General features: G+C 64.5%; 19 protein-coding genes. 16 read left to right on the top strand and 3 right to left on the bottom strand.

Annotated features, from left to right (window positions below; all coding sequences use genetic code 11):
* The first annotated feature begins 45 nt into the window (after positions 1-45).
* The 12 genes from OG203_RS35370 to OG203_RS35315 all read left to right on the top strand — a co-directional run bounded on the left by OG203_RS35370 (position 46) and on the right by OG203_RS35315 (position 12,294).
* Positions 46-1,149 carry a DUF4192 domain-containing protein gene (locus OG203_RS35370; RefSeq protein ID WP_405161550.1) on the top strand — a complete coding sequence of 368 codons (1,104 nt, stop codon included), beginning with the start codon at positions 46-48 and terminating at the stop codon, positions 1,147-1,149.
* The gene (locus OG203_RS35365; protein ID WP_405161549.1) at positions 1,146-1,412 is read left to right on the top strand and encodes a hypothetical protein; all 267 of its coding nucleotides are present in this window, start codon (positions 1,146-1,148) and stop codon (positions 1,410-1,412) included. The genes OG203_RS35370 and OG203_RS35365 overlap by 4 nt, the downstream gene beginning before the upstream one ends.
* A 595-nt stretch (positions 1,413-2,007) precedes the next feature.
* Positions 2,008-2,973 carry a DNA-processing protein DprA gene (dprA, locus tag OG203_RS35360; RefSeq protein WP_405161548.1) on the top strand — a complete coding sequence of 322 codons (966 nt, stop codon included), beginning with the start codon at positions 2,008-2,010 and terminating at the stop codon, positions 2,971-2,973.
* Complete coding sequence (locus OG203_RS35355) at positions 2,970-3,509, top strand: magnesium chelatase domain-containing protein (protein ID WP_405161547.1); 540 nt, start codon at positions 2,970-2,972, stop codon at positions 3,507-3,509. The genes dprA and OG203_RS35355 overlap by 4 nt, the downstream gene beginning before the upstream one ends.
* 781 nt (positions 3,510-4,290) lie before the next feature.
* Positions 4,291-5,370, top strand: a complete 1,080-nt coding sequence (locus OG203_RS35350; RefSeq protein ID WP_405167826.1) for a tyrosine-type recombinase/integrase — start codon at positions 4,291-4,293, stop codon at positions 5,368-5,370.
* On the top strand, positions 5,367-5,693 hold the full coding sequence (locus OG203_RS35345; protein ID WP_405161546.1) for a helix-turn-helix domain-containing protein: 327 nt from the start codon (positions 5,367-5,369) through the stop codon (positions 5,691-5,693). Before OG203_RS35350 ends, OG203_RS35345 begins: the two co-directional genes overlap by 4 nt.
* Entirely contained in the window at positions 5,690-7,969 is a 2,280-nt protein-coding gene (locus OG203_RS35340; protein ID WP_405161545.1) for an XRE family transcriptional regulator, read from the top strand. Before OG203_RS35345 ends, OG203_RS35340 begins: the two co-directional genes overlap by 4 nt.
* Positions 7,970-8,125: 156 nt before the next feature.
* Positions 8,126-8,809 carry a hypothetical protein gene (locus tag OG203_RS35335; RefSeq protein WP_405161544.1) on the top strand — a complete coding sequence of 228 codons (684 nt, stop codon included), beginning with the start codon at positions 8,126-8,128 and terminating at the stop codon, positions 8,807-8,809.
* A 128-nt stretch (positions 8,810-8,937) separates the two neighbouring features.
* The gene (locus OG203_RS35330; protein ID WP_405161543.1) at positions 8,938-10,653 is read left to right on the top strand and encodes a DNA cytosine methyltransferase; all 1,716 of its coding nucleotides are present in this window, start codon (positions 8,938-8,940) and stop codon (positions 10,651-10,653) included.
* 410 nt (positions 10,654-11,063) lie between these two features.
* Complete coding sequence (gene ssb, locus OG203_RS35325) at positions 11,064-11,558, top strand: single-stranded DNA-binding protein (protein ID WP_405161542.1); 495 nt, start codon at positions 11,064-11,066, stop codon at positions 11,556-11,558.
* An 87-nt stretch (positions 11,559-11,645) separates the two neighbouring features.
* Positions 11,646-11,954, top strand: coding sequence for a hypothetical protein (locus OG203_RS35320; protein WP_405161541.1), 309 nt, complete (start codon positions 11,646-11,648; stop codon positions 11,952-11,954).
* Between the two features lie 28 nt (positions 11,955-11,982).
* Positions 11,983-12,294 (top strand): hypothetical protein, encoded by a 312-nt coding sequence (locus tag OG203_RS35315; RefSeq protein ID WP_405161540.1) that lies wholly within the window; start codon positions 11,983-11,985, stop codon positions 12,292-12,294.
* 241 nt (positions 12,295-12,535) lie between these two features.
* Here the strand turns inward: OG203_RS35315 and OG203_RS35310 are convergent, their stop codons facing one another.
* A complete protein-coding gene (locus tag OG203_RS35310) occupies positions 12,536-13,252 on the bottom strand; it encodes a hypothetical protein (protein WP_405161539.1) in 717 nt (238 codons plus the stop codon).
* 239 nt (positions 13,253-13,491) lie between these two features.
* Here OG203_RS35310 and mobF point away from each other — a divergent pair, with 239 nt between their 5' ends.
* The 3 genes from mobF to OG203_RS35295 all read left to right on the top strand — a co-directional run bounded on the left by mobF (position 13,492) and on the right by OG203_RS35295 (position 21,081).
* Complete coding sequence (gene mobF / locus OG203_RS35305; protein WP_405168110.1) at positions 13,492-18,141, top strand: MobF family relaxase; 4,650 nt, start codon at positions 13,492-13,494, stop codon at positions 18,139-18,141.
* Between the two features lie 109 nt (positions 18,142-18,250).
* On the top strand, positions 18,251-18,550 hold the full coding sequence (locus OG203_RS35300; RefSeq protein WP_405161538.1) for a hypothetical protein: 300 nt from the start codon (positions 18,251-18,253) through the stop codon (positions 18,548-18,550).
* 251 nt (positions 18,551-18,801) lie between these two features.
* On the top strand, positions 18,802-21,081 hold the full coding sequence (locus OG203_RS35295) for a hypothetical protein (RefSeq protein ID WP_405161537.1): 2,280 nt from the start codon (positions 18,802-18,804) through the stop codon (positions 21,079-21,081).
* A gap of 113 nt (positions 21,082-21,194) precedes the next feature.
* Here the strand turns inward: OG203_RS35295 and OG203_RS35290 are convergent, their stop codons facing one another.
* Complete coding sequence (locus OG203_RS35290) at positions 21,195-21,497, bottom strand: hypothetical protein (protein WP_405161536.1); 303 nt, start codon at positions 21,495-21,497, stop codon at positions 21,195-21,197.
* Between the two features lie 337 nt (positions 21,498-21,834).
* Here OG203_RS35290 and OG203_RS35285 point away from each other — a divergent pair, with 337 nt between their 5' ends.
* Positions 21,835-22,755 carry a hypothetical protein gene (locus tag OG203_RS35285; RefSeq protein ID WP_405161535.1) on the top strand — a complete coding sequence of 307 codons (921 nt, stop codon included), beginning with the start codon at positions 21,835-21,837 and terminating at the stop codon, positions 22,753-22,755.
* A gap of 40 nt (positions 22,756-22,795) precedes the next feature.
* Here OG203_RS35285 and OG203_RS35280 read toward each other — a convergent pair whose 3' ends face one another.
* A complete protein-coding gene (locus OG203_RS35280; protein ID WP_405161534.1) occupies positions 22,796-23,692 on the bottom strand; it encodes a hypothetical protein in 897 nt (298 codons plus the stop codon).
* Positions 23,693-23,724: the final 32 nt, after the last annotated feature.

The following is a 23,724-nucleotide window of genomic DNA, read 5'->3' as shown; positions in this document are numbered from 1 at the left end:
CTCGGTTTGGTCGCTCCAATCCTGTTCTCCAGCAAAGGAGTTCCCGTGTCCTATCTTGATGAGCCCGGCGATCTCGTCGCCGCAGTTCCGGCCATGCTCGGCTTTGTTCCTGAACGGTCCCTGCTTGTGGTGGTGCTGACAGATTCCGCGTGTGAGCCCCAGATTGGTTCAGCATTCGTGTCTGCTGTCCTGCGATTCGACCTTGAACTGCCCGCTGAATTCACCGGCGATCTTGCTGAAATCATTGCTAACGCTGTCATCAGGATCTGTGATTCTGCCGATTCCACCGAGGTCCTGGCGGTCATTGTCGATGACCGAGTTACCACCCCTCCCCCTCCGTGGGTCACAGCTGAGCCTCAAGCAAACGTCGCGCTGATCACTGCCCTCGCCCAGCATCTCGATGATGCTGAGATCGGACTGGTGGGCGGCTGGGCGACAGCGGCGATCGAGTCAGGGCAGCTGTGGTGGAGCGTGCTCGGGGACCGTGACCAGGGCGCGATTCCGGACCCAGAAACCTCGGTGGCCGCGGTCGCCCTGAGCGGCGTGGACAACCAGGTCTTTGCGTCCCGTGCCGAGCTGGTCGCCTTGGTGGAACTGGATCCGGAAAAGGCCGAACAGGTCGGCCGGTCGTTGCCGTCGGCGAGGGCCACAGTCCAGCGCCGCTATGCAGCGAAACTCTTAGACGGAGACCCCGATGGCGGCACCCGGTGGGCACTCAAGCGCGTACTCAAGGTGATCGCCGCACTCGATTCCGGTTGCCTGCCAACGGATTATCGAGCCGCCGAGCTCGCCGTCATACTGGCTGATCGCCGTGTTCGAGATGGATTGTTGGCGACTGCGCTAAGTAACTACGCGCGTCCAGCTGAGGCGTTGTGGACACATCTGACCCGAACGCTGCCTAGTCCCGAACGCGCCGAGGCCGCGACGCTGCTGGCCTACAGCGCCTACGTTCGCGGCAACGGTCCCCTGGCCGGGATCGCCGTGCAGACAGCACTGGATGCCGTTCCCTATCATCACTTCGCACTCTTGCTCGAGGCGTCGCTCGAAATCGGCTTGGACCCACTGACCGTGCGCCGACTCGGTCGATCTGGTGCCGAGGCAATGCGGGGGCTCGGTATCGAGATCGACTTGCCCGAGGCCTCGTCATGAACCCGATACCGACCGACGAGCAGTGGTTGCGGGCGATCGAAAACCGTCAGGCTCAGTTGATGTGCTTCGAAGCAATCGGCTACGCACGAGGGTTTTGCGACGCCGCCGGTATCAGCTCTGGTGACGCGATCGATTTCGGCCGTGCTTACGCGGTCTTGGTCGCCTCGGACACCTCACGCCCCTCGATCGAGGGCGCGTGGCGGAACTGGCAAGCAAGCCTCGACATCGCCAACATGTCGGCCTACGCCGAACCAGAACCCTAAAGTTCCCCCGGGTTCTCCGGAAAGGTTCGACTCCAACATAATTCGCGAGATTGATCAATGACACATTGGCTTCTCGCTGGCTGGCCGGTCGGGGCGGTGGGCGGGCGCACTCTACACCGGCGGCCGCGGAGTCAAGCTCCGCTTTGACCCCGCTACTACGCCGCCGGTGTCGGTTGAGTGCGCCCACCGCCCCACCGGCCCGCACAGCAGCCGATTCGTTTACCGCGCCCCTGCCAGAACGGCATCGTCCAATTCACTTCTACGTCAGCGGTTTTGCCCTATCGCCGCCAGTAGACGTGCAGCGTCCGGTACGCGCACCACCTGTAGGTGTTCGAACGCGTCACGCATCCGCGAAAGCCCGTCAGGTTCATCGACTGATCGGTCCAGGCCCGCCGCCGGGCTACTACATAAGGAGCTACGCCATGAATCAGCTTTTGTTCGTTCATCTTTCGGTGACGGGCCGAATCGGCCTGACACCTACGGTCACCCACCGCATCACACCCGGTCGTCGCCGAGCCAGGCGCAGGCTCGGTGTCTGTTTCGGTGCCGGGCAGCGCTACCGTGCCTGGTTCTCGTTGTGCGGCAGGGCGAGGCGATGAGCGCCGATGCGCGGCGCCGGGCCTGGGCATTGTTGTCGCGTGCGGCATCGGGTCCGTGCCGCCCGCTGCAGAGCCTGATCGCACAGTTGGGTGTCGAGCAGGCCGCTACCGCGGTGGTGGCCGGTGATGTCCCGGTCGCGCTCGACCGTCGTGTTCTCGAACGGGGCCACAGCTTCGACACCGCAGCACGGGACCTGGATCACCTCCATCGCCTCGGCGGCCGTCTGATCACCCCCGACGATAACGAGTGGCCAGCCGATCTCCTCCGCGCATTCGACGCTGACTGCGAGAACCCGGAATTCGTTGCTCCAGTGGCGTTGTGGGCTCGTGGACCACTGTCATTGCGTGTCGCGACCGACCGTGCGATCGCGGTCATCGGTGCTCGCGCGAGCACCGAGTACGGAAACCAAGTCACCTGCGAGATCACCAGCGATTTCGCGGCACGCGGCTGGAGCATCGTTTCCGGTGCCGCGTTCGGTATCGACGCTGTCGCTCATCGTGGTGCGCTCGCCACCAATACCGCGACAATCGCGATCCTTGCGTGCGGGGTCGATCGCGCCTATCCCGCTGCCCATGAGCGGCTCCTTGCCCAGATTGCCGAGTCCGGGTTGATCCTGAGTGAATACCCGCCCGGGACGATCCCGTACAAGGGCCAGTTTCTGGCGCGGAATCGGCTGACCGCGGGGCTTTCGTCTGCGGTGATTGCGGTCGAAGCCGGGTTACGCAGCGGCACCGCCAACACCATCGGCTGGGCCAACCGGCTCCAGCGTCCGACGTGGGCGGTGCCAGGACCGGTCATGTCGGCGGCGTCGGTGGGTTGCCATCGCATGATTGCCGATGGTCGTGCCCGTTTGATGACGTGCGCCGACGATGTCATCGCCGCTCTGCCCGCCCTCTCTTCGACCGCGCATCCATCAGCCACTGTCACCGAAGCTCTGGCTGTAGAGCGGGGTCTGCGATGAACCGGGGAGTGGCGTGGTCGGTCACGTTGGCAGCTCAGCACGCCGAGCCATTGCCGGTGACAGCCACGCTCAGCGTCTGCTCCCCTACCGACGCGCTGTGTACGAACGTGACTCGGGAGTGCCGGGATCGCGTGCGGGCCGCGCTGTTCAACAGCGGCGAGCGGTGGCCTGATGCCATGGTTTGCTTGTCGATTCCCTCTGTGCCACAGCCTGCCGGGATCGCTGATCTGGCGGTAGGTGTATCGGTCCTGGCGGCTAGGGGGGCAGTTCGTTCACCCTGTCTGGACAAGATCCTGTTCGCAGCCGCGCTCGGTCTCGACGGCTCGCTTCGCTCGGTCGAAGGGACCTGGGCGGCGTTCGATCCTGCTCCGGCGCTAGGTATCACCCACGCTGTCGTGCCGGAGCCGCTGCTGCCCGAGTTCGGCGCAAGCACAGGCGTCACTGTTGTGGGCGCACCGACCCTGACTGCCGTGCTGGCCTGGCTACGCGGCACCCACCCACTCCCCTGCGCGGGCACCCACCGGTGGGCCCTATAGACCCCGCGACGGTACTACTCGCCGAAAGTCCGATAACGACATTTCGTTGCCCGGGGCAGCTGAACAGGGTTGCTCCACAACATATTTCGTGCCGTTGAAGTCTGCTCTCAGAAAGGCTTTCTCATGTCGAATCCACAGTTCGTTCGTCATGCCGATTTCGGTGACATGGTCGCCATGCTGCAACAGCAGCAAGCGAGCAAGGTCGATGTCGTCGCACCGGCTACGTCGATGTGTGCCCGTGACGGCATGCTCGAACTCCTCGATGTGCCACCGGTCATCGACGACAACGGCGTCACTGACGTCGCCGGACTCTATCTACCTACCGCTGCGGCTGATTCCCAGATCGGCACGAAACTCAAGATCCCCGTGAGCTATCTGCGCTGGCTGCGCGAGGAAGACCGGCTCGATCTCTACGACACCAACATCAACGGCCTCCTTCACGGCCCCCTCGGCCGTAACGTCGCCCCCGATCCCGATGACAAGCCATTTCTGTTGCGGCTGTTCACTTCCGGGCACCCGAACCGGCCCGGCGTACTGCGTGCCTGCCTGTCGAACCGTTACGGAATCGTCGATAACCTAGACCTACTCAAATGGGCGGAATTGCATTTGATGCAACATATCGCCGAGGGCGTGGATCACCGTATCCGCTGGGTGGGGGCGGTCTGGTCGCCTGGTGTACGAGTGTGGATGGATCTGCTGATCTGGGCTCGTTTCCCTGCCGCATCATTGTTGCGTCTGATACAACAGTCCGGTGACTGGTGCTCCGGGTTCGGTGCAGCTTGTGTTGGCCGACAACGTCGTTCATCTCGATCCGGCTCCGGCGATGTTCGAGGCGATGTTGGAGGGGTGGCGACGGAATCAGTCGGCTCGGTTTCTACGGTCGTCGACGATCGGGTCACGGGTGCGCACGATTCGGCGGTTGGAGCGGTTCACCGGGTTGTATCCGTGGCAGTGGACTCCGGCCGAGGGCGAGGCGTTCATCGATCATTTGCGCGGGTCGACGGTGAAGGCGGTGTCGACGGCGCGGTCCTACGAGGTGACGATCAGTCTGTTCGTGGAGTTTCTGCTCGATCCTCGCTATGGATGGGCCGGGGTGTGTGCCGAGCGGTTCGGGCAGGTTCCGCAGGCGATCTTCCACGAGGGCAACTCGATTGCGCACAAGCTCGACTACGAGGGCGATCCGCGGCGGCGGCCGTTGACCTACGACGAGGTGCAGATGCTGTTCGACGCCGCGGACGCACGTCCGGGCAGGATCGTCGGGCGTGGCGTCAAGGGCGGGTTGTGCGCGGCCCGGGATGCGGCGGTGTTGAAGACGATCTACGCCTTCGGGATGCGGCGGACCGAGACCTCGCGTCTGGATGTGGTGGATTTGCGCCGGAATCGGAAAGCGCCGCAGTTCAAGGATTTCGGGTCGGTGATGGTGCGGTTCGGGAAAGCGCCGAAGGGTTCTCCACCCAAGCGGCGCACGGTGCTGCTGGTGCCGGAGATGGATTGGGTGATCGACACCCTCGAGCAGTGGATCACCGAGTTGCGGCCGCGGTTTCATCCGGGCAGTCATCCGGCGTTGTGGGTCACCGAGCGGGTGGGCAGGCTGTCGCCGCGCTCGATCAACGAGGCGTTCGTCGCTGCCCGCGTCGACGCCGGGCTCGATCCGAGGCTGGATCTGCACTGCTTGCGGCATTCGGCGGTCACGCATTGGATCGAGTTCGGTTATCCGGCACGGTTTGTCCAAGAACAGGTCGGGCATTCACACGCATCGACGACCGCGATCTATACCGGCGTCTCCGACGAATTTCGAAATACGTTGCTGGAGGCGGCATTACGGGATCGTCTCGGCGAGGATTGGGATGGTGGGCGATGATGCGGAAGATGGGGTATCGGTGGCGGCTGCGGGATCTGATGGCCGACCGGCAGATGTTTGCGACCACCGATCTGGTGCCGCTGCTGGCCGAACGGGGGGTGGTGCTCTCGCGTGAGCAGGTGTATCGGCTGGTCACTGCGCCGCCGCAACGGTTGAGCATGGACACCCTGGTCGCGTTGTGTGACATCCTCGACTGCACCCCCAATGATCTGATCGAACCTGCGGTGGTCAGTCAGCAGATCTCTAAACCTGTTGGTGCACAATCGGACCCGGCGCCGATCACGCCGCGCCGGTCGGTGGTGAAACGGCCGGGTAGGCAGTGAAGCGCCGAGGGGAGCGTGCTCACCGTGAACTGGCCCAGACCAGAGCCGCTCTGGTCGCACGGCTGCGCAGTCTCCTCGGCCCGGCGGTCACCGCCGATGCGGCGACGGCGTTGTTGCAGCAGGCTCGTGCGTGGGCTCCCGGATCGGCGCGCAGGCTCGAGAGCTATCTGTCGGCCAATCCGGACGCCTTCACCACCTCGCCGACACATCACCCCGCCTGCCTGGACACGCTCATGCGGCTACTCGATGCCGCCGGTCACGGGCATCTGATCACGCTGCCGGCATGCGTGACCTGCGGTCACCAGGGCCGCCCCTTGCCCTTGGTGACCGATGCGGGCCGCTGCTGCCACCAGTGCCATCTGCGCCGGACCCGCCACCCGTGTGACCGGTGCGGTCGCGTCGGCAATCTGGTGGCGCGCCGACCCGAGGGCCGGATCTGCTCGCGCTGTTACCGGCGTGATCCCGCCACCCAGCGGACGTGCGTGCAATGCGGACGTCGGCGACCAGCACGGCAGCGCCGCGACGACGGCACATACTTGTGCGAGATCTGCGGGCGACCGCGGGAGGAATGCGCCGGCTGCGGCCGGGTCGCGCCGGTCCTGGCGCGAACAATGAACGGGCCGTTGTGTTCTCGATGCCACGACTCCCCGCCACGACGATGCGGGATCTGCGGCAACATCGCCTCGATCCATGCGCGCGCCACCGCGGACCGGCCCGACACCTGCACCAAGTGCTACCGCAACATCGGCCGCTGCGTCGTCTGCGGCCACCAACGCAACGGAGGCCGCTACCGCGGCGGTGAGTTCCACTGCGCGACCTGCTGGCCCCGCACGTCCCGCACCTGCGCCGACTGCGGAAAAGACGCGCCGGTCAAGACGAGCGCCTGGCCGATCGGCCCGGTCTGCGCCGGCTGCTACAACCTGCGCCTGCGTAACCCGAAGCCCTGCACGGGATGCGGGGCGGTGCGCGTGCTCATCGGCACAGACGCGACCGGAAACGGCCTCTGCGGGCCCTGCTCGGGCGTCGACCTGGACTACCTGTGTCCCCGATGCGGCAAGGCCGGAAACATCCACACCACCGGCAGCTGCGCATCATGCGTGGTCGGTGACCGCGTCAACGAATTACTCAGCGGCACAGACGGATACATCAACGAGCAACTGCGGCCACTGGCACGGGTACTCGCCGGCACCGACCGGCCGTTCGAGATGTTGACATGGCTCGCGCGCAGCCGTTCCGCGACGCTGCTGGCACGCCTGGCGCGCCAGCACACCGAGATCACCCACGACAGTCTCGACGAACTCGCCCAGGATCGGGGCACCCGCTACGTTCGCGCGCACTTGGTGGCCACCGGAATCCTGCCCGCCCGCAACGAAAACCTGGCACAGCTGCGGTTATGGGTCGACACGACGCTGACCGGCCTGCCCGCACACCACACCCGCCTGCTGCGGCCCTTCGCCGAATGGCACGTCCTGCGTGATGCCCGACGCCGCGCCGACCGCGGAACCTACACCGAGCACGCCGCCTCCGGCGACCGCACCGATATCCGCGCCGCCATGTTGTTGCTGCAGTGGCTCGATGCGCAGAACCTGACGCTGGCCGATCTCGAGCAAGCCCACCTCGACACCTGGCTGAGCGCGAACCCGACCAAGCAGCGAGCCCTGCGGTCGTTCGCCCGCTGGATCGTCGCCCGAGGAGTCACCGCCAAACTGGAAGTTCCGATCAGAAAGCGGACTGAGCCAACACAATTCGTCGACGACACCGAACTTCGTCGACAACTGCACCGCTGCCTCACCGACGAGAAACTCCCGATTGCGCTCCGAGTTGCCGGCACCTTGATCCGTCTCTACGCCATGCCGGTATCACGCATCGTCGAACTGACCGTCGACCAATACCGACGAGAGGAGAACAACGCCTACCTCACCATCGATCGCCACCCTGTCCTGCTCCCTCCGAAACTGGCCCAGCTCATCGAAACCCTTGCAGCACAACGACCTCGGTCGCTGATCGATCACCCATCCGGGTCGACTCACTACCTGCTGCCCGGCCACATCCCGAACCATCCCCGCCAGGCACTGGCGCTGACCGCGATGCTCCGGCAATACGGTCTGCCCACCATCGCCGCACGCAACACCGCCATGATCGAAGCCGTCACCCAGCTCCCCCCGATCGTGGTCAGCGACCTGTTCGGCCTGAACCCGAACACCGCCACCGCCTGGGCTCGCTACGCCCAGGACAGCTGGGCCGCCTACCTGGCCGCCCGCTCACTTAACGGCTGAACCCGCCAGCCCACTCCACCGCAGCAGACCTCAAGATGGCCGGGAATAGCGCACGATTCAAATATCTGCCGTCCCCCAGGGACCGCCGTTCTCGACGGCATCAACCAGGCAGGCACCCCCGTCACCATCCGCTCCTGTGACCTGACCGACTCCGCGATGCACGTCAAGGTCTACTCACCCGCCGTCGCCCAACTGGCTCCGGCTCTGCTCGCCAACTACCGCAACCCGTTCGCCACATCGCAACTCGCCCACGACCGCACCGCCGTCACCACCCCGCCCGGCCAACCCACGCACGACGCCCTGCCGCCCAGCGATCCGGATCTGCCCGTCATGTTCGCCGGTTTCCGCTTCTCCAACTCCGAGACGGGCCATGGCGCGGTTGTACTGAAACCCGAACTCTACGTCCAGGTATGCGGCAACGGACTGACCCTGCCGATGCTGGCCGTTCGCGACGTACACCTCGGCAGCCGACTCAAGGCCGGCGCTGTCGCCTGGTCCCAGGACACCTACGACAAGCAATTGGCCGTCGTGACGGCCAAAACCCGCGACACGGTCCAGCATTGGCTCTCGCCTGAATTCCTCGCCGAACAGATCGCGCTTCTGGATGCCACCGCGACGACTCCGGTGACCGAACCGGACAAGACGATCACCGTCATCGCCAAACAGATGCGTTTCTCCGATGCAGAACGCACCGGAATTCTCAGCCATTTTATCGCCGGTGGCCAGCTCAATGCAGCGGGGATCGCCAATGCAATTACCAGCTTTTCCCAAACACTCGCCGATCCCACCCGGGCTGACACCCTCGACGACCTGGCCATCGAAGCCATGGCATTGGCATGACCTGATCCGCCGACGGATGAAGAAATTGTCTCGGCATCAGATTTTCGGTCCACCAGCAGCTTTCCGATGCCTATGCGGCGCGGGTCGCCTTCCGTCGTCGTTGTCTTCCGAAAGGACCTGTGATCCCCATGCTCGAATTGATGGATTGGTTCTGTGGCGCCGGTGGCTCCAGTCAAGGCGCGCACGCTGTTCCCGGCGTTCAGGTCACTCGCGCCGCGAATCATTGGGAACTGGCAATCGAGTCGCATTCCAGAAATTTTCCAGCTACCGATCATTATCTCGGTGACATCCGCACCGCGCCGGTGCACCGCTGGCCGGTCGCCGATCTCCTGTGGGCGTCCCCGGAGTGCCCGCAATGGTCCTCCGCGCGCGGAGCACGCCGCGACTTCCACAACAGCATGCAAACCGATCTGCTCGACCTCCCTCGCGACGAGGAGGCCGAACGCTCCCGCGCCCTGATGGAAGAGGTCCCCCAGTACCTGCGCGGTGTCATCGACCGCGGCGGCAGGGTCCGCGCCGGAATAGTGGAAAACGTTGTCGAGGTCAGGGGGTGGGACCAATGGAGTCGCTGGATCGGGGAAATCCGCGCACTGGGCTACAAGACCCGGTTGATCGCGATGAACTCCATGCACGCCCAGCCCGCACGCACCCCGGTCGCCCCACAGTCGCGCGACCGGCTCTATCTGGCCTACTGGGACACCGCGTTGCAGCGGGAACCAGATTGGGACAAGTGGTTGCGGCCTTTGGCGTATTGCGAGGTTTGCGACGAGTGGGTGCAGGCGCTGCAGGTGTTCAAACAGCCCGGCATCGACATGGGCCGCTACCGGCAGCAGTACACCTACCAGTGCCCGCACGTGACCTGCCGGAACTCCGTGCTCGAGCCGCCCGCGTCCCCGGCGGCGACTGCGATCGACTGGAGCTTGGAAGGTACCCGCATCGGTGATCGGGATCGGCCGCTGGCGGAGAAGACGATGCAGCGCATCCGCGTCGGACTCAAGCGCTACGCCACTGTCACGCCGATGATGGTTCCCGCAGGCGGGACCTGGCGCGACGCGGCGATGCCGGTCACCGTGCCGATGAGCGCCCGCACCACCCGCGAAAACGACGGCATCGCCATTCCGGCCCCGTTCCTCGCGTTGCTGCGGTCGGATAGGGCGCGCACCGTCGGATTGCATGAGCCGATGGCCACCGTTGTCGCGGACGGATCCAATCACGGCCTCGTGGTGCCGCCCCTGCTGGTGCCGATGGAGGGCCGCGACGGCAAAGAAGCCGTGCCCGCCACGATCCCGATGCGCACCCAGACCACCCGCGCCGAAACCGCCGTGTGCTTCCTGCCGTTCGTCACCGAATTGCGCGGCGGATCCTCCGATGCCCGGTCCGTGAACGAAGCCCTGGCCACCGTCACCGCCTCCGGGAACCACCACGGCCTGGTTACTCCCCCGGCGACCACGCCGGATGCGTTGTGGGAGTCGATGTTGTTGCCGTACTTCGGCAAGAGCGTCCCGCGTCCGGTCGCCGAGCCCATGGGCACGCTGACCACCCGCGACACCTACGCCCTCGTGGACGTCCTCAGCGAGGAATACATCAACGATGTCCGGTTCAGAATGCTCGAGCCCCACGAAATTTCACGGGCGATGGCATTCGGCACCGAGTACGTCGTGGTCGGCAACAAGCGCCAGCGCGTACGCCAGCTCGGCAACGCCGTCACCCCGCCTGTCGCGGAAGTCCTCATTTCCGCGCTGGTCGAGGCCATCACCGGCGAAGAGATCGACCGCTGGCCTACCAGCCCGGCTCCCCACCAGCGCACCGCGGCGCCGAGCCGCTCCCTACCGCTGGCGGCGTAGACCGGCCTGTACGACGACCTGCTCATCACACGGCACGAGCGTCTTTCACCAACAGCGCCCGTCGCTCCGAACCAAACTCGACACTCACCGGTGCCTACTTCAGGACATTCCCAGCATCCAACCTGGCTGGAAAGCCTTGCGGCATTGTCGCGTCGATGCATTGAAGGTGCGGTCGGTAGGCGGGATCGGTGCCGGGGGGGCTGTCGATCTACCCCAAGGGGATCAGGCCGGGGCAAGGGCGTCAAGCCTGCGGAAAAAGCGCCCCAGGCTTGACGCCCTTGCCGCAGCCCGATGGCGGAGCCATAGATCGACAGCCCCCGGGCACCGATCCAGCTCTTGTCGCTTTCGAGCTGCCAGGGCCGGGGCGGGTCGGTCGTCCTATCCACTCACTTCACCCGAGGAGACTCACCATGTTCGGAGCAATTACTCCCACTATCATCGGCAACCTGACCGCCGACCCCGAACTGTTCTTCAGCAAAAATGGCGAAGCCGGCGTTCACTTCACTGTCGCGTGCAATGACCGCTACTACGACAAGGACGCCGAACGGTACAAGGACCTGCCCGCGGTGTTCATGCGCTGCACCGCGTGGGGTGCGCTGGCAGAGCACATCTCCGACAGCGTCAGCCGCGGCATGACCGTCATCGGCTACGGACGTTTGAAGCAGTCCAGCTACACCGTAAAGGACACGGGCGAGAAGCGCACCGTCATGGAGATGACCGTCGATGTCCTCGGACCATCGTTGCAGTACGCGACCGCGGTGGTCACCAAGGCGTCGCGCGCCGCCACCGTGATCGGCGAGCCGATCGAGGATCCGTGGGGCGCTGCCGCCGACGAGACCCCGGTCTCGGTCGGCGCGGGCGAGCAGTCGGCCCCTGAGAGCGACGACGACAAGCCGCCGTTCTGACACTCATCTCCCATCGCATGTCCCGGTCCCGTACGGCGGGACCGGGACATGCGTTGTTTCCATTCCCTCGTCCTGAAAGGCAAGACGATGACTGTTGTGACTGCGACCGCGCACATCGATGGGTGGGTCGGTGACCTCACCTACGACCCGGACCAGTGGGAACGCATGGAGGGCTCCTGGGCCACCCGCTATCCGACGATCGACCAGCGCGCGCATCAGCTGATGGAAAAGATCGCCCGCAGCGTCTTGGCTCACGATCACGCTGCAGCCCAGGGCCGTCTCGACCGCTATGTCGCGGGGTTGGCTGATCGTGGTGTCCGTGTCGCTGCCGCCGATTTCCGGCGGGCGCAATTCGAGCACTATCACCGTCGTCCGGTAACCCCGCTGCCCGACTGAGTCGGGTGCACCGACGGATGCGTGCGTCATGTCCGAGCCACTCCTACGAGTTGACCTGGAGGCCGAGAATTCTCGGCTACGTGCTCTGGTCGCCGAACTCTCGGACCGCTGTCGCGCTCTCGAAGTAGTCGTCCACGATCTGACCGTGATCGTGGACGACTGTCTCGATCGCGAGTCCGAACAGCTCAACGACGTGCGCCGCGAGCGACTTGCCACCACCGGAATGTCGCGCGTCGCACCCCATCCCGGCAGCTCCTACGGCTGGAGCCTGCCGAATACGCAACCCTCGCCCGGCAACGCGGGCGACATCGCCACCTCCGGCGAGCAGCACGGCATCTGACGGCGGTCAACCGCCGCGCCCGGCGCGGATTGCCAGACCGTGTCGGCACTTGACTCTCCCGCCTATCCCGTAGGTGCGCGGTGACCCGCCGACACGGCCCTGGCAGTCCACGCCGGACCCACAGCGACACTCGCGATCCCTCACATTCCCGTCGGCCCCGGCCGCGCAAGAGAAAGGCTCAGCCGTGGCACTGATCTGGTTGGCTGCCATCGCCGTTGCAGGGTTCCTGATCTTCTGGCCCCTATTTCCCACCCTCGCCAGGCTCGCCGGAATCCTGCTGATATTCGACTCCGTCCTCACGTTGATCCTGTTTCCCGACCGGGCGCCCGCCGCGCATGTCGGCTGGCTGCTGGCTGGCATCGTTCTGTGGCTGGCCGGGCACTTCGTCTTCGCCGTCAAGTACGGCGCGTGGCGTTCGCGCCTCGCCGCGCGGATCGTCCGCGCTTCGGTCCTGCAGCGGTTGCTTCCCTCCGAGCTCCGATAGTCCCGCCGCGTCGTCTCTCGCCGCGACCCGCGACTTCCGGTCGTCATCGCGCGCCGGGCTTGGACGCGCTCGCCTCGACTTGCCGGTGGACGCTGCGTTTCGGGTGCTGCCGAGCAGCTTGCGCAGTTCACCGACCGGCATCTCGGCCCAGATGCCGAGGTCGGCGTCGATGACGCCTCGTTGTTGCATCCGACGCAGCGCGTCGCTCTGCTCCGGCAGCCCGGCGGCCACCACCTTCTCGTAGGTGTCTTTCGCTTTCGCCACAGCTGTCTCGCATCGAGTCATCGCGGAGGCGATAGCCGCGTCGCGGCGCTGGGCTGCCAGCCTCTGGGCGTCGCGGTGGCGGCGGAACAGGTACAGGTCGTCGCCGTTGGCCTTGGCGATCTCGAGCTGGTGCCGCACTGCCTGTGCGGCGATGCGGCGCGCGATCGTCCGTCCTGACGTCGAACGCTTGCGTGGCTGCTGGCTGTCCATGTCGTCCTCCGCTTCCCGGTGTTCTCGCCCCGCCGGTCGCCCCGGTTTCGGGTCCGGCCGGGCGTGGCCGTTCTCTCATTCTGTTTCTTCAGAATTTCAATGTAGCTCTGCCACCACCCCCTTCTGCACACCATTCTTACTTGCGCCATTACAGCCCATTACAGCCCATATGGGCTTACTTTTTCACCACGTCACACCCCTTGCATCGCGATGCGACTTGGGGGACTTTCGAATAGGTGATGACACTTCACCGGCTGCATTCCGGTGACGGCTACGAGTACTTGACCCAGCAGGTCGCCACGGGCGACCGTCTTCGGGATCGCACCCGTGACCTCACCGATTACTACACCGCGCACGGGTGCCCACCGGGTCAGTGGTTCGGGCGCGGAGCCGCCGCGCTCGGTTTATCGGGCGAGGTGACCGAACAGCAGATGCAATTGTTGTTCGGCGAGGGAATGCACCCGGACGCGAACCGTATCATCACCGAAGCCTTGGCCGAAGGAAAGACTATCGCCGAGGCGATCGCCGCCGCTAGTTTGGGTGCTAATTTCTATCAATTCTCCACTTCAACGCCGATATCGGAATTGCTGGATCGGATGGTGGTCGCGTTCACCGAGAAGAACACGCGGCGACCGACCTACGACGAGCGGATGATGCTGCGCACCGAGGCCACCCGCACACACTTGGCAGCCGAACTCGGTGCCGAGCCGTCGACCGAGGCCATCGAGGATGCACTCGCCCAGGAGCAAGAGAAGTCGCGTAAGGCCGTCGCCGGCTTCGACTGTGTCTTCACCCCACAGAAATCGATCGCGGTCCTGTGGGGTTTGGCCGACGACGAGGTGCGCCGCGTCATCTGGGAATGCCACGAGGAAGCGATGCGCGAAACCCTGGAGTGGGCCGAGCACCGGTACGCGGTCGCCCGCCGCGGCCACAACGGTGTTCGGCAGATCGACGCGAACGGGTTCGCCGTCGCGTTGTTCCGTCACTACGACTCGCGCACGGGTGACCCTTTACCGCACACGCACGCCACGATATCGGCCAAAGTTGAAGGCAGCGACGGCAAATGGTCCTCGCTCGACGCTCGCCCTCTCTACGGCGGCGCGGTGGCGCTGTCGTGTCGCTACAACGCGATGATCGTCGGCAAGCTGCGCCGACGTCTCGGGTTGCGGTTCGAGGAACGCTCTCGGGGCCGCGGCAAGCAACCGGTGCTCGAGATCGTCGGCATTTCCGATGCGATGATCGAGTACTTCTCGAGGCGCCGCACAGCGATCATCGTCCGCACCGAACAACTCCTCGCCGCGTACCGGCGAGCACACGGCCACAATCCCGACAAGCGCGCTCAAGCCAAATTGGCGCAACAGGCGACGCTGGAAACCCGGGACGCCAAAGCCGAACCGCACAGCCTGCGCGACATGCTGGCCGGCTGGGATCGCCGAGTTCGCGGTTTCCTCGGCGACGGCCGCGACGCACGACGGTTCGTCACCGATCTCCTCGAACAACACCGGCTCGACAACCATCCGGCCACGTTCGACGCCCGGCGAGTCGCCATCGCCGCGGGCGTGGCCATCGGCGGCGCATCCGAAGTTCTGCGATCCGACGACACACGCCTCAGCGCCGCCATCGAGCACGCCGTGGACGAATGCACCGGCCTGCACATCAGCGACCGCACCCCAGCCATCGCGCAGGTTCGGACACTGCTGCTGTCACGCGACGATGACGAGTTGCTGGCCGACATCGACGAGGCATTCACCGCCACCCAGCGCACTACATACGACCCGAAACGAATCGCCGAAGAAGTCGCGGCCACGGTCGCGCGACGCCGGGCGACCTGGACCGAGGCCAACATCTATTCCGCCGCCGACGAACGAGTCGGTCTGTGCGATTTCGACAGCGACACCGCGCAGCGCGCCGCCGTCGAGGAAATCGTGCAGGCCGTCCGCGACGGACACAGCATCCAGTTGACCATCGACCCGGACCCGGTCCCCGCCGCCATCGCGCGCCGCAACGGGGAAAGCGAATTCACCGTCACCGGCGCGATCCGCTACACCAGCGAAGAAGTCCTCGCCGCCGAGGACCGCCTTCTGGACGCGGCCAACACCGCTACCGAGCACTACCTGCCCCACGCCGCGGTCGACGCGGCCATCGCCGAAGTCGAACGATCCCAACCTCGGCAGGCTCGCCGCCGTCTCAACGCCGCGCAGCAGGCGATCGCGCATCACCTCTGCACGTCAGGGATGGCGTTGACCGCCGCCATCGGACCCGCCGGCAGCGGCAAGACCACCGCGATGAAGGTCGTCTCCCGCGCCTGGCAGGCCAGCGGACGGTCGGTGCTGGCACTCGGTCCGTCGAAGAACGCGGCCCGCGAACTGGGCGACAGTATCGGCGTGCGCGGCTCCACCGTCGCCCGGATCCTGACCCTGGCCAAGTACAGGCTGCCAACCGGAATCACCCCGGGAGCGATGCTGCTCGTGGACGAAGCCGCGATGGCGGCCACCCACGACCTGGACCAGCTGCAACGGCTCGCCCGGCGGCACGGCGCGGTCGTGCGGTGGGTTGGGGACCCGCACCAGCTGTCGGCCGTCGAATCCGGTGGCGCACTGCGTCTGGTCGCCGCCGACACCCGCGCGCCGACGCTGATGACGATCGTCCGATTCAAGACCGCCGCCGAGGCCGCAGCCACACTGGCGGTCCGGGCCGGCGACGCAGAAGCGGCTTGGAAGTTCTACAGCGATGCCGGACGGGTCACCTCCGGGATGGTCGACGAGCTGCGGGAGCGCATCCTGGCCGATCACCTCGCCGACATCGCCGCCGGGAAATCCTCGTTGATGCTCGCCGCCACCCTCGATGACGTCGCCGCACTGAACCTCGCCGCCCAAGCAGCACACACCGTGTCCGGACGTGTCGACACCACGCGCGGCTCGGTCAGATTGTCCGACAGCGCTGACGGTCATGTCGGCGATGTCGTGGTGACTCGTCTCAACGACAACCGGTTGCGGATCACCGGCGGCAAACGCCGCGGCAGCGGCATCGACAACGGCGACCTGTGGCGCATCCGGAAAGTGCACGGCGACGGGTCGATCACCGTTCTCGGTGTCGATCACCGCGGCAGTGTGTGTCTCCCGGCGGACTATGTAGCTGCCAACGTCGAGCTCGGCTACGCGTCCACCGTGCATCGCAGCCAGGGCAGCACTGTCGACCGATGTCGCCTGTTGATCAACGCCACCCTCGGCCGTGCCCTGGCCTACGTCGGGCTCACCCGCGGTGCCGAATCCAACCACATCTACCAGGCCGTCGACGCCCTCGACCCGACCTGCGAGCAGCAGCCCGAAGACCCGATCACCGAACAACAAATGTTCGCAAAAGTCCTCGCCCGCGAGGACGACAATCTCACCGCCACCGAAACCATGCGACTCCAACAGGCCCGCATCGACGATCCGGCGCGGCTGCGTGGCATCTATGACCACATCACCGGACTGCTCGCCGACGCACGCGGCCGTCGCCTGCTCGACAGGGCGCTCCCCGTCGTGCTCTATCGCGACGCCGAAACCTCCGACCAATTCCAAACCCTGCTCGACACGATCGCGCTGGCTGATCACCATCGACTCGACAGCCGTGCCCTCGTCGCCGACATCACCACCAACAACGGCGAGGACCTCGGCGACAGCCTGGCCACCGCCCGCGATGTCGCAGCAGTGCTGTGTGCTCGCGCCGACGACTGGATCGCCCAGCATCTCACGCCCGCGACCACAGCTGTCTCCACCTCGACCGACACGTTGACCGCCGACGCGTCCGGCGACACGACGCTCTATACCGCCGCTGCGGCCGTCAATCGCCGCGAAGTGCTGGCGATACCGGGTCGGTTCAGGGCCCTGCGTGACGCTCCCGTGACCGGCTGTCCACCCGTGCCGAGCCGTCATCCCGGCGTCGACACCGAACTCGCCGATCTTGCCGACGAACTCCGGCGCCGCCTCACCGGCAACCCCGGACCCGCTGCACCGGTAGACACTCCCGATCCCGAGTACGGTCGAGACGACGTCACTCGGTGGATGCGCATCCAACGTCTTGACCGGCTGCGCCTCGACCATGAGCACTACATCAAGCAGCTGTCCAACGAGCGCGGACGGTACCTGCTGAACCGTGCCCTGCCTGTGGTGGTGTACCAAGAAACCGCCCGCTCCCGGCATTTCGCTGCCTTGCTCGACGCGATCGCTCGCGCCGACGCTACTGGCCTGAACAGCAACGCGCTCATCGGTTCGATCACCACCGACGACTTCACCGATTTCGGCACCGGCCTGCTGGACGCGCGAGATCCCGGCGACCTGCTGGCTGGCCGCGCTCAACGGTGGGTCTCCCGCGAGACAGCATCCCGACATACAGCCGCAGCCATCGCGGTCGCCGCGGTGCAACTCGAAACATTGGCGCTCACCGATGACACACCCACCACCAGACTCATCTCAGCAGCAGGCGCGGCAAATCTCCTCACCGAGCACGCCGCACTCACCCCGGCCGGCACGCCACCCCCGACGCTGAGCCCTCCGCCTCCTCGGTTCCCCGGTATCGACCAACGTCTCGTGGATTTCGCGGCCGAGCTTCGACGGCGCATCGCACACGAAGAACGCGCGCTCCGCGACAGCGACCGCGCTGCCGATCACCCTCCAAGCGACACGCCTGTCATCGGCCTGCCGGGGGCGGATCCTCAAAACACCGGCGATGCCATGCCCTCGCGCTCGCTCGACAGCGTCTCAACCCTGCCGTCACCGCGTGGCGACGACACGTCAACTGAGGCGGGATCGGCCCCCGATGACGACGTATCGGATCCCCAGCGTCGTAGGAAACTCCTCCGGCGACAGCGTTCGCTGCCAGTTCGACGTAGCCGTCGATCGCTGTAGCTCGTCGTGGTCGTGTGCCGGTCTGCCATCGCCTCTTGATGCCGATCGGTCTGCGGCGGACAATTTCGGTAGCCACAAGCTCGCTCAACATCGAGAAGGGGCTTCGATCATGGGGCAGACGGGGCTCAGCGTCATCATTGCACTGGTACTTCTCCTGGCCTGGGCGCTATATCCCGGTCTCGCGCGATTCCTCGCCATACTGCTCGTGATCGACTCCATCGCATCCGTCTTCCTGTTTCCGTACAAGGCGCCATTGGCCCATCTCGGCTGGCTCTTCTTCGGCATCGCGCTGTGGCTAGCCAGCCACTGGCGGTTGGCCGCCCGAGATCACCGCTGGCGGTCCGCCCTCGCGAAGCACGCCTATCGACTGCCGATGCTGCGTCGTCTCCGCCCGCGCGCCGTGCGCTGATGCACCTCGCGAACCGTTGCAACCGTCTTTGCGACACTTATGCAGGTGGTGCCGAGGACCCGAAATCAACTCCACCCGTTCGATGCGATCCGCAGCGGGCTCACCCGTCTCAGTTCAGGCTTTGAAGCAGGCCCCCTGGGTCGTGATCAGCACATGGAGCTCGCGCAGAAGGCGAAGATGTCGGTACCTCCGCCTATGGTCGTTCCGTCGGGCGCTAGGCCCGAAGGATTGGCGCATCGAGAAGGGGTGGCGTGGCCGGCACACTCGTCTACAGACTGCGGGTTGAACATATCTTCCAACGCCGCTTCGACTCTGCCGATCTCGGCGTGGCACTACAGTTCAGCAACTGGTATATCATCACCCGCCGGCCTGCCACGAGAATTGCCCCAGACTCGGCCCGCATCGATGACCAAATCCTCACCGCCGACTTCCGCACGCGCACCACCACAGATGATGTCCCTCGCTTATGCACCTGCGGCTCGGACTTCGAAATGCTTGGCGAACTTCGAGATTTCCGGCTGCATGCCGACAGCGCCTACTTCTCGATGTATGTGGGAGATCAGCTCGTTCACGGTGACGCGTGGACGTTGGCATCTCTATTGTCGGGAGCGGATTCAGACCTCGCCGGCCAAGAGGTCATGTACATCGGTAAAGCATTCGGAAAGGACGGCAGCAGCAACGCCTGGCAGCGGATTCGAAATCACGAGAAGCTGCAACGAATCTACGAAGATCACGTTGACAGCGGTTACGAAATCTTCGTGGCTCCACTTACCTTCGAGGAAGGGATGTCGGTAAGCGATGACCATATCGACGATACTGAGGAGGGGCCTAGCCTCGATGCCTATTTGAAAACGTTCTATACCTCTGACGGCAATCCAATCACGAAGACGGCAGTGGACCTCATCGAACACAGTCTCATAGCATACTTCGCTCCCCCGTATAACGAGAAGCTGACAGAGTGGCGGGCAGGCGAGCCGACCGACGCAATGCGTGCCATGCTATCAGCCGGATTTCGTTTGCTGCAGGTCATTCTGGACGGCTGGGGCGGTCTCGCAAGATTCCACTCCACGCAGGCTCCAAACCCGCTACGCAGCCACGTAATCTCGCATGACATTCCGCCCGAGCCTCGCCTCCCAGTAAGTCGCGGCATCGCTGCACTAAAGCTAAGCGAGTGGCGACATGATGCGATTCGGGTACGCGAGGGTCAGGCAATATTTAATGCGCTGACGGAGAAATCCGCCGCAGTGCTGAGGGTGTTCGGAGACGAAGCGCCCCCTGTCCGCCGACCTCCCACTGTACATCTCACCGCCGAACGCGCCGAGAACCCCGGCACCGAATGGCGAAGCCGCAACGCCGATCTGCATAGGTCGATTCGGAATCAAATCGGCTCGGCACGTGCAGCGAAACGTCATGCGAATGAGGCTTGGGTCTACGACGGCGCTCAGACCTACGACCCGTCCAATGGAACTATTATTATCGGCGAGACCATCGACGGCGACCCCGCACCGTTGAAGTGGCGATTGAACAATCCCGACACGGGGGCCGTTTACTCGACACTGGTGATCGGTGGCCCCGAGATGGGAAAGTCCAGCTTCCTACGTCTAGTTATGGTCCAGGCGCTACAGTCAGGGTGCTTCTTCATCTTCCCTTCCGACCCTTCCGGTCGAAACGGGTTCGATGTGACATGGAAGAGCATGTATGACGACGGATTCGTGGCCACAGGATTGGAAGCCACCATAAACCACCTGACGATTGCATGTCGGTTGATCGAATCACGTAGAGCCAGGCGTGATTACAATGCTCCAGGCCAGGATGAGCCAGCCATCTTCGTGGCAATCGACGACGCGGACAACGTGTTGCAGAACCGTCACGGCGCAGCCGCCGTGACTAACATCCTGTCCACCGGCGCCGACGTGGGTGTGGGATTGCTGCTGGTCGTATCGGATATCGCGGGATTGGAATCGAACCCCCAACTCCTAAAGTGCCTGGTCCGACGGACGGAAGTGTCCGCTGTGATGCCGAATGGCAGGTGGGTTATGGCCGATCTCAAAGCCCGGTATATGCGACACCGGCCGACTACCGGTGGCAGCAACGACGCGAATTCAGTTGTCGTACTTCGTGGCCCAGCCGGTTCAGCTGTCGGGATTGTCGCGGCGGTAAGGAATCCGACAGCCTCTCTAGATGCGGCTAAGGAATGGGCAAGGGCGAAGCTGACCGCAAGCAGTATCACCATCGGGGATTGGCGGCCGACCAACAGTCTGTCCACATCATGGCACGCGTACGCCCTCAGCACGATGCACCGTTGGGAATTACGTCGACACACCGACGCCTGGGCGCTCATAAAAATTCTTTCGAATGCTCCGATCACCGACGCTCCGGATGTACTGCACTGGGCATCAGAGGTTATTTCCTTTCGCTTCAACAATGAGCCCATGCACTGGCAGATGGGGCCGTCAACCGTGCACGATGACGTTCTTGCGTATTACGCCGAAATCGTCGACAGCCCCGACCCTACGAGCCAACACCATTGAAATGACCACGGACCAATCTTCCGGAGACTCAACGCCCTAGCAGTTGCACAGATCAGAACAACCGCCGTTGGGTCACCCCACGTGCCGTACCAACAGCAGCCGATATAAGGAACTTACTCGGCCGTGATCCATTCGAGCTCATCAACGATACCGTTGTCGAGCAGATAGCGATCCATCTCAAGATCAAGGATCGTGCCCGGATCGTCGATATCCACTCGGTATTCACGCGCCTGCACGCGCCCGTCTTCAAGTATCCGCACATTCGTGTACCGGCGAACCCCCAGCGGCGTTTCGAACTCGTAGTACATCGTCCACCCATGCTCCGGGGTTTCGCCCCTCAGCTGCGCCATCCCCAGCTCGAACAGCCGTTGCTTCTCACCCGGATCGAGCCCAGCGGTCGGGTCTGTCTCGTCCACTAGCGGCGCCTCTTTCACTGGTCGATGCAGTTCAGTGTCGAACGATGCCGGCGTGTGCGGTTTCGTTTGGCCGAATCGGCCGAGAAGGATGCTCGCCCTGGCCTGGCTGGCTGCAGCGGGAACTCTCCCCGGGCAGCGAAGACATGAACATCCTGACACTACCGGCGACCCGTCGGCTACTCACCGCGTTCGTCCTCGCCCGCCACCATCAGATGCCAGCATGAGTGGGAATGCACGTGGACCTATCGTGCGGCCCACGACGGACCTGGGTGGAACAGGCCGGACGGCTGCGGTCGCAACATCGAACCAGAATCAGTTCGAGGCAGGAGTGTCGGAAATGACCGGTGAGGCCCGACTTGTTGCGCGAATTCCGCGGCGAGGTCACGAAAGAGTGCAATGGTTCGATCAACTGGTCGAGGCGTTGCGGCTAGATGCCCAGGCGCAGCGACGGGATAGCCGTATCAGCGGGATCGAATACATCAGTGGCATACGGCCCGACGACATTGTGGATCCTGCGACGGGACAACTGCGCCCCCTGCTGGAGGATCATCCGCCGGTGTATGTCGGTCGAGACCGTAGTGAAGAGACGATTCGGGAGTCGATTGACCAATATGCTGAGTGGGTCGTCGGTTGTGTCCGGTCGGCATTCGAGACCGAGATGCTCGACGATATCTGGTCCGGACCTGAACTGGTTCTCGTCGACGGTGTCACCTATGCCTGCGGAGTGGATGCAGTCTTCGGCGAGTTCTTCCGCGGCATCGGCTGGCAGGCTGTGTACCACAGGAGCGGCCCGGGAGACCACGCGTACTTCGTGGTCGACGGTCAGGCACCTCTAATCGTGGAGGTCGGAGTTCCGGAGGTGTGGGCACGGATCGAGCAGATCAGTCAACTGGGGTTGTATCGAACTCTGGCGGATAGGCCACGGCTGCATGACGTACTGGTGTTGGGAAGTGAACCGGTGGATCCCGGACGGTCCGTAGCGTGGCCGGAAGACGCGATTCCGGCCGGTGTACTCGGCCAGAGGTGCGAGCCCGACCAGTGCGACGACGTTTCCGACGATCTAGCTCCCCTCGACGCCGGTTGGGTGGGCTGCACCAACTGTGGAAATGTCGCGGTTCATCACTGCGAGCAGAGCTTCCACGCGAGGCCCTGCGGCTGCTATGACTCCGGCGCCAACATCGGCGAACCCGACCGTGAACTCCTCCGCGACGCCTGGAATTCCGCGCTGGACCACGTATTAGACAATACCGAGCCGTAAATCCCGAACGAACGCCCGTACCAGGAGTCGGGGTCTCGACTCACAACCGTGCCTTTCGTTGATCTCGTGCACTTACCGTCTGGCGGCGTCGGTTCCTGCGTTGACCGCGTGTCGTGTCGGCGAGACGAGTACTGATCGCGGCGGTTTCGAGTTCTCCAGCCGCGCTGATAGCTCCGCGTGCCGTGGCGGCCAGGATCTCCGGATGATCGCACGCGCATATCCGGGCCTTCGCCGCTAACGCATCCAGGCGAGCTTGAAACGCACAGAGATCTTCCACGATGTCGGCCGGCACGGTCACCACGGGCAAATGTTGTCCGACCCGCGCGTCGCCGCAGTAGGGGGCGCCGATAGCAAGGTCGCCGAGCATGTCGGTGACGCGTGCGTAGTGCGCGACGCCGACGCGGCCGATTTCGCGGAGTTCGTTGCGGCGCGGGTGGTCTTGCCGGTACTCGACGGTCATCCATTCCCGATCGATCATGCCGACGGTCAGGATTCGGCCGGGTTCAGCGGGATCGGTGAACTGGATGCTGATGCCGCTTGCGAGGGCCTGCTCCAGCGCTTGGGCTGCCTCCGAGGCGGGATCACCGGTGGCAGACCTCGTCAGGGTGGTTCGGGTCAGCTGTTGGGCGGGGCGAGCGGCCGTGATGGCGATCCGGATTGTGTCGGCGACCTCAAGGCCGGTGCCGACACCGAATCGACGTACCGGTGCGAATTCTTCTCCGCTGGCAGATCGGGCGTAGACCGCTGCCGCGGCCAGGGCTGTTCCCGACGCCAACGTGTCGTCGCGTACACAGTCGTGCAGCCACGTCAGCGCCTCGTGCAACGTGTCGAACTCAGCCCTGCGGGGTTGGGGCGTTTCCTGCGGCCGGGCAGGTTCGGCGAGGATTGCGAATGCGGCGAGGTAGGAGCTGGCTCGCCGAGGTTGTCTCGTGGTCATGACGAGTCCTCGATGGATGAGTCGGGTACGAC

Source organism: Nocardia sp. NBC_01499 (assembly GCF_045040275.1).
In the GTDB taxonomy this organism is placed as follows: domain Bacteria; phylum Actinomycetota; class Actinomycetes; order Mycobacteriales; family Mycobacteriaceae; genus Nocardia.
Note: the sequence above shows the minus strand (reverse complement) of the source record. Positions and strands in the feature narration are given on the sequence as shown.

Coding starts and splice junctions, on each gene's coding strand:
- OG203_RS35310 (WP_405161539.1), bottom strand. CDS start 13,252: ATGGACAGCCAGCAGCCACGCAAGCGTTCGACGTCAGGACGGACGATC.
- OG203_RS35320 (WP_405161541.1), top strand. CDS start 11,646: ATGACTGTTGTGACTGCGACCGCGCACATCGATGGGTGGGTCGGTGAC.
- OG203_RS35300 (WP_405161538.1), top strand. CDS start 18,251: ATGGGGCAGACGGGGCTCAGCGTCATCATTGCACTGGTACTTCTCCTG.
- dprA (WP_405161548.1), top strand. CDS start 2,008: ATGAGCGCCGATGCGCGGCGCCGGGCCTGGGCATTGTTGTCGCGTGCG.
- mobF (WP_405168110.1), top strand. CDS start 13,492: ATGACACTTCACCGGCTGCATTCCGGTGACGGCTACGAGTACTTGACC.
- OG203_RS35315 (WP_405161540.1), top strand. CDS start 11,983: ATGTCCGAGCCACTCCTACGAGTTGACCTGGAGGCCGAGAATTCTCGG.
- OG203_RS35280 (WP_405161534.1), bottom strand. CDS start 23,692: ATGACCACGAGACAACCTCGGCGAGCCAGCTCCTACCTCGCCGCATTC.
- OG203_RS35330 (WP_405161543.1), top strand. CDS start 8,938: ATGCTCGAATTGATGGATTGGTTCTGTGGCGCCGGTGGCTCCAGTCAA.
- OG203_RS35285 (WP_405161535.1), top strand. CDS start 21,835: ATGACCGGTGAGGCCCGACTTGTTGCGCGAATTCCGCGGCGAGGTCAC.
- OG203_RS35365 (WP_405161549.1), top strand. CDS start 1,146: ATGAACCCGATACCGACCGACGAGCAGTGGTTGCGGGCGATCGAAAAC.
- OG203_RS35355 (WP_405161547.1), top strand. CDS start 2,970: ATGAACCGGGGAGTGGCGTGGTCGGTCACGTTGGCAGCTCAGCACGCC.
- ssb (WP_405161542.1), top strand. CDS start 11,064: ATGTTCGGAGCAATTACTCCCACTATCATCGGCAACCTGACCGCCGAC.
- OG203_RS35335 (WP_405161544.1), top strand. CDS start 8,126: ATGCACGTCAAGGTCTACTCACCCGCCGTCGCCCAACTGGCTCCGGCT.
- OG203_RS35345 (WP_405161546.1), top strand. CDS start 5,367: ATGATGCGGAAGATGGGGTATCGGTGGCGGCTGCGGGATCTGATGGCC.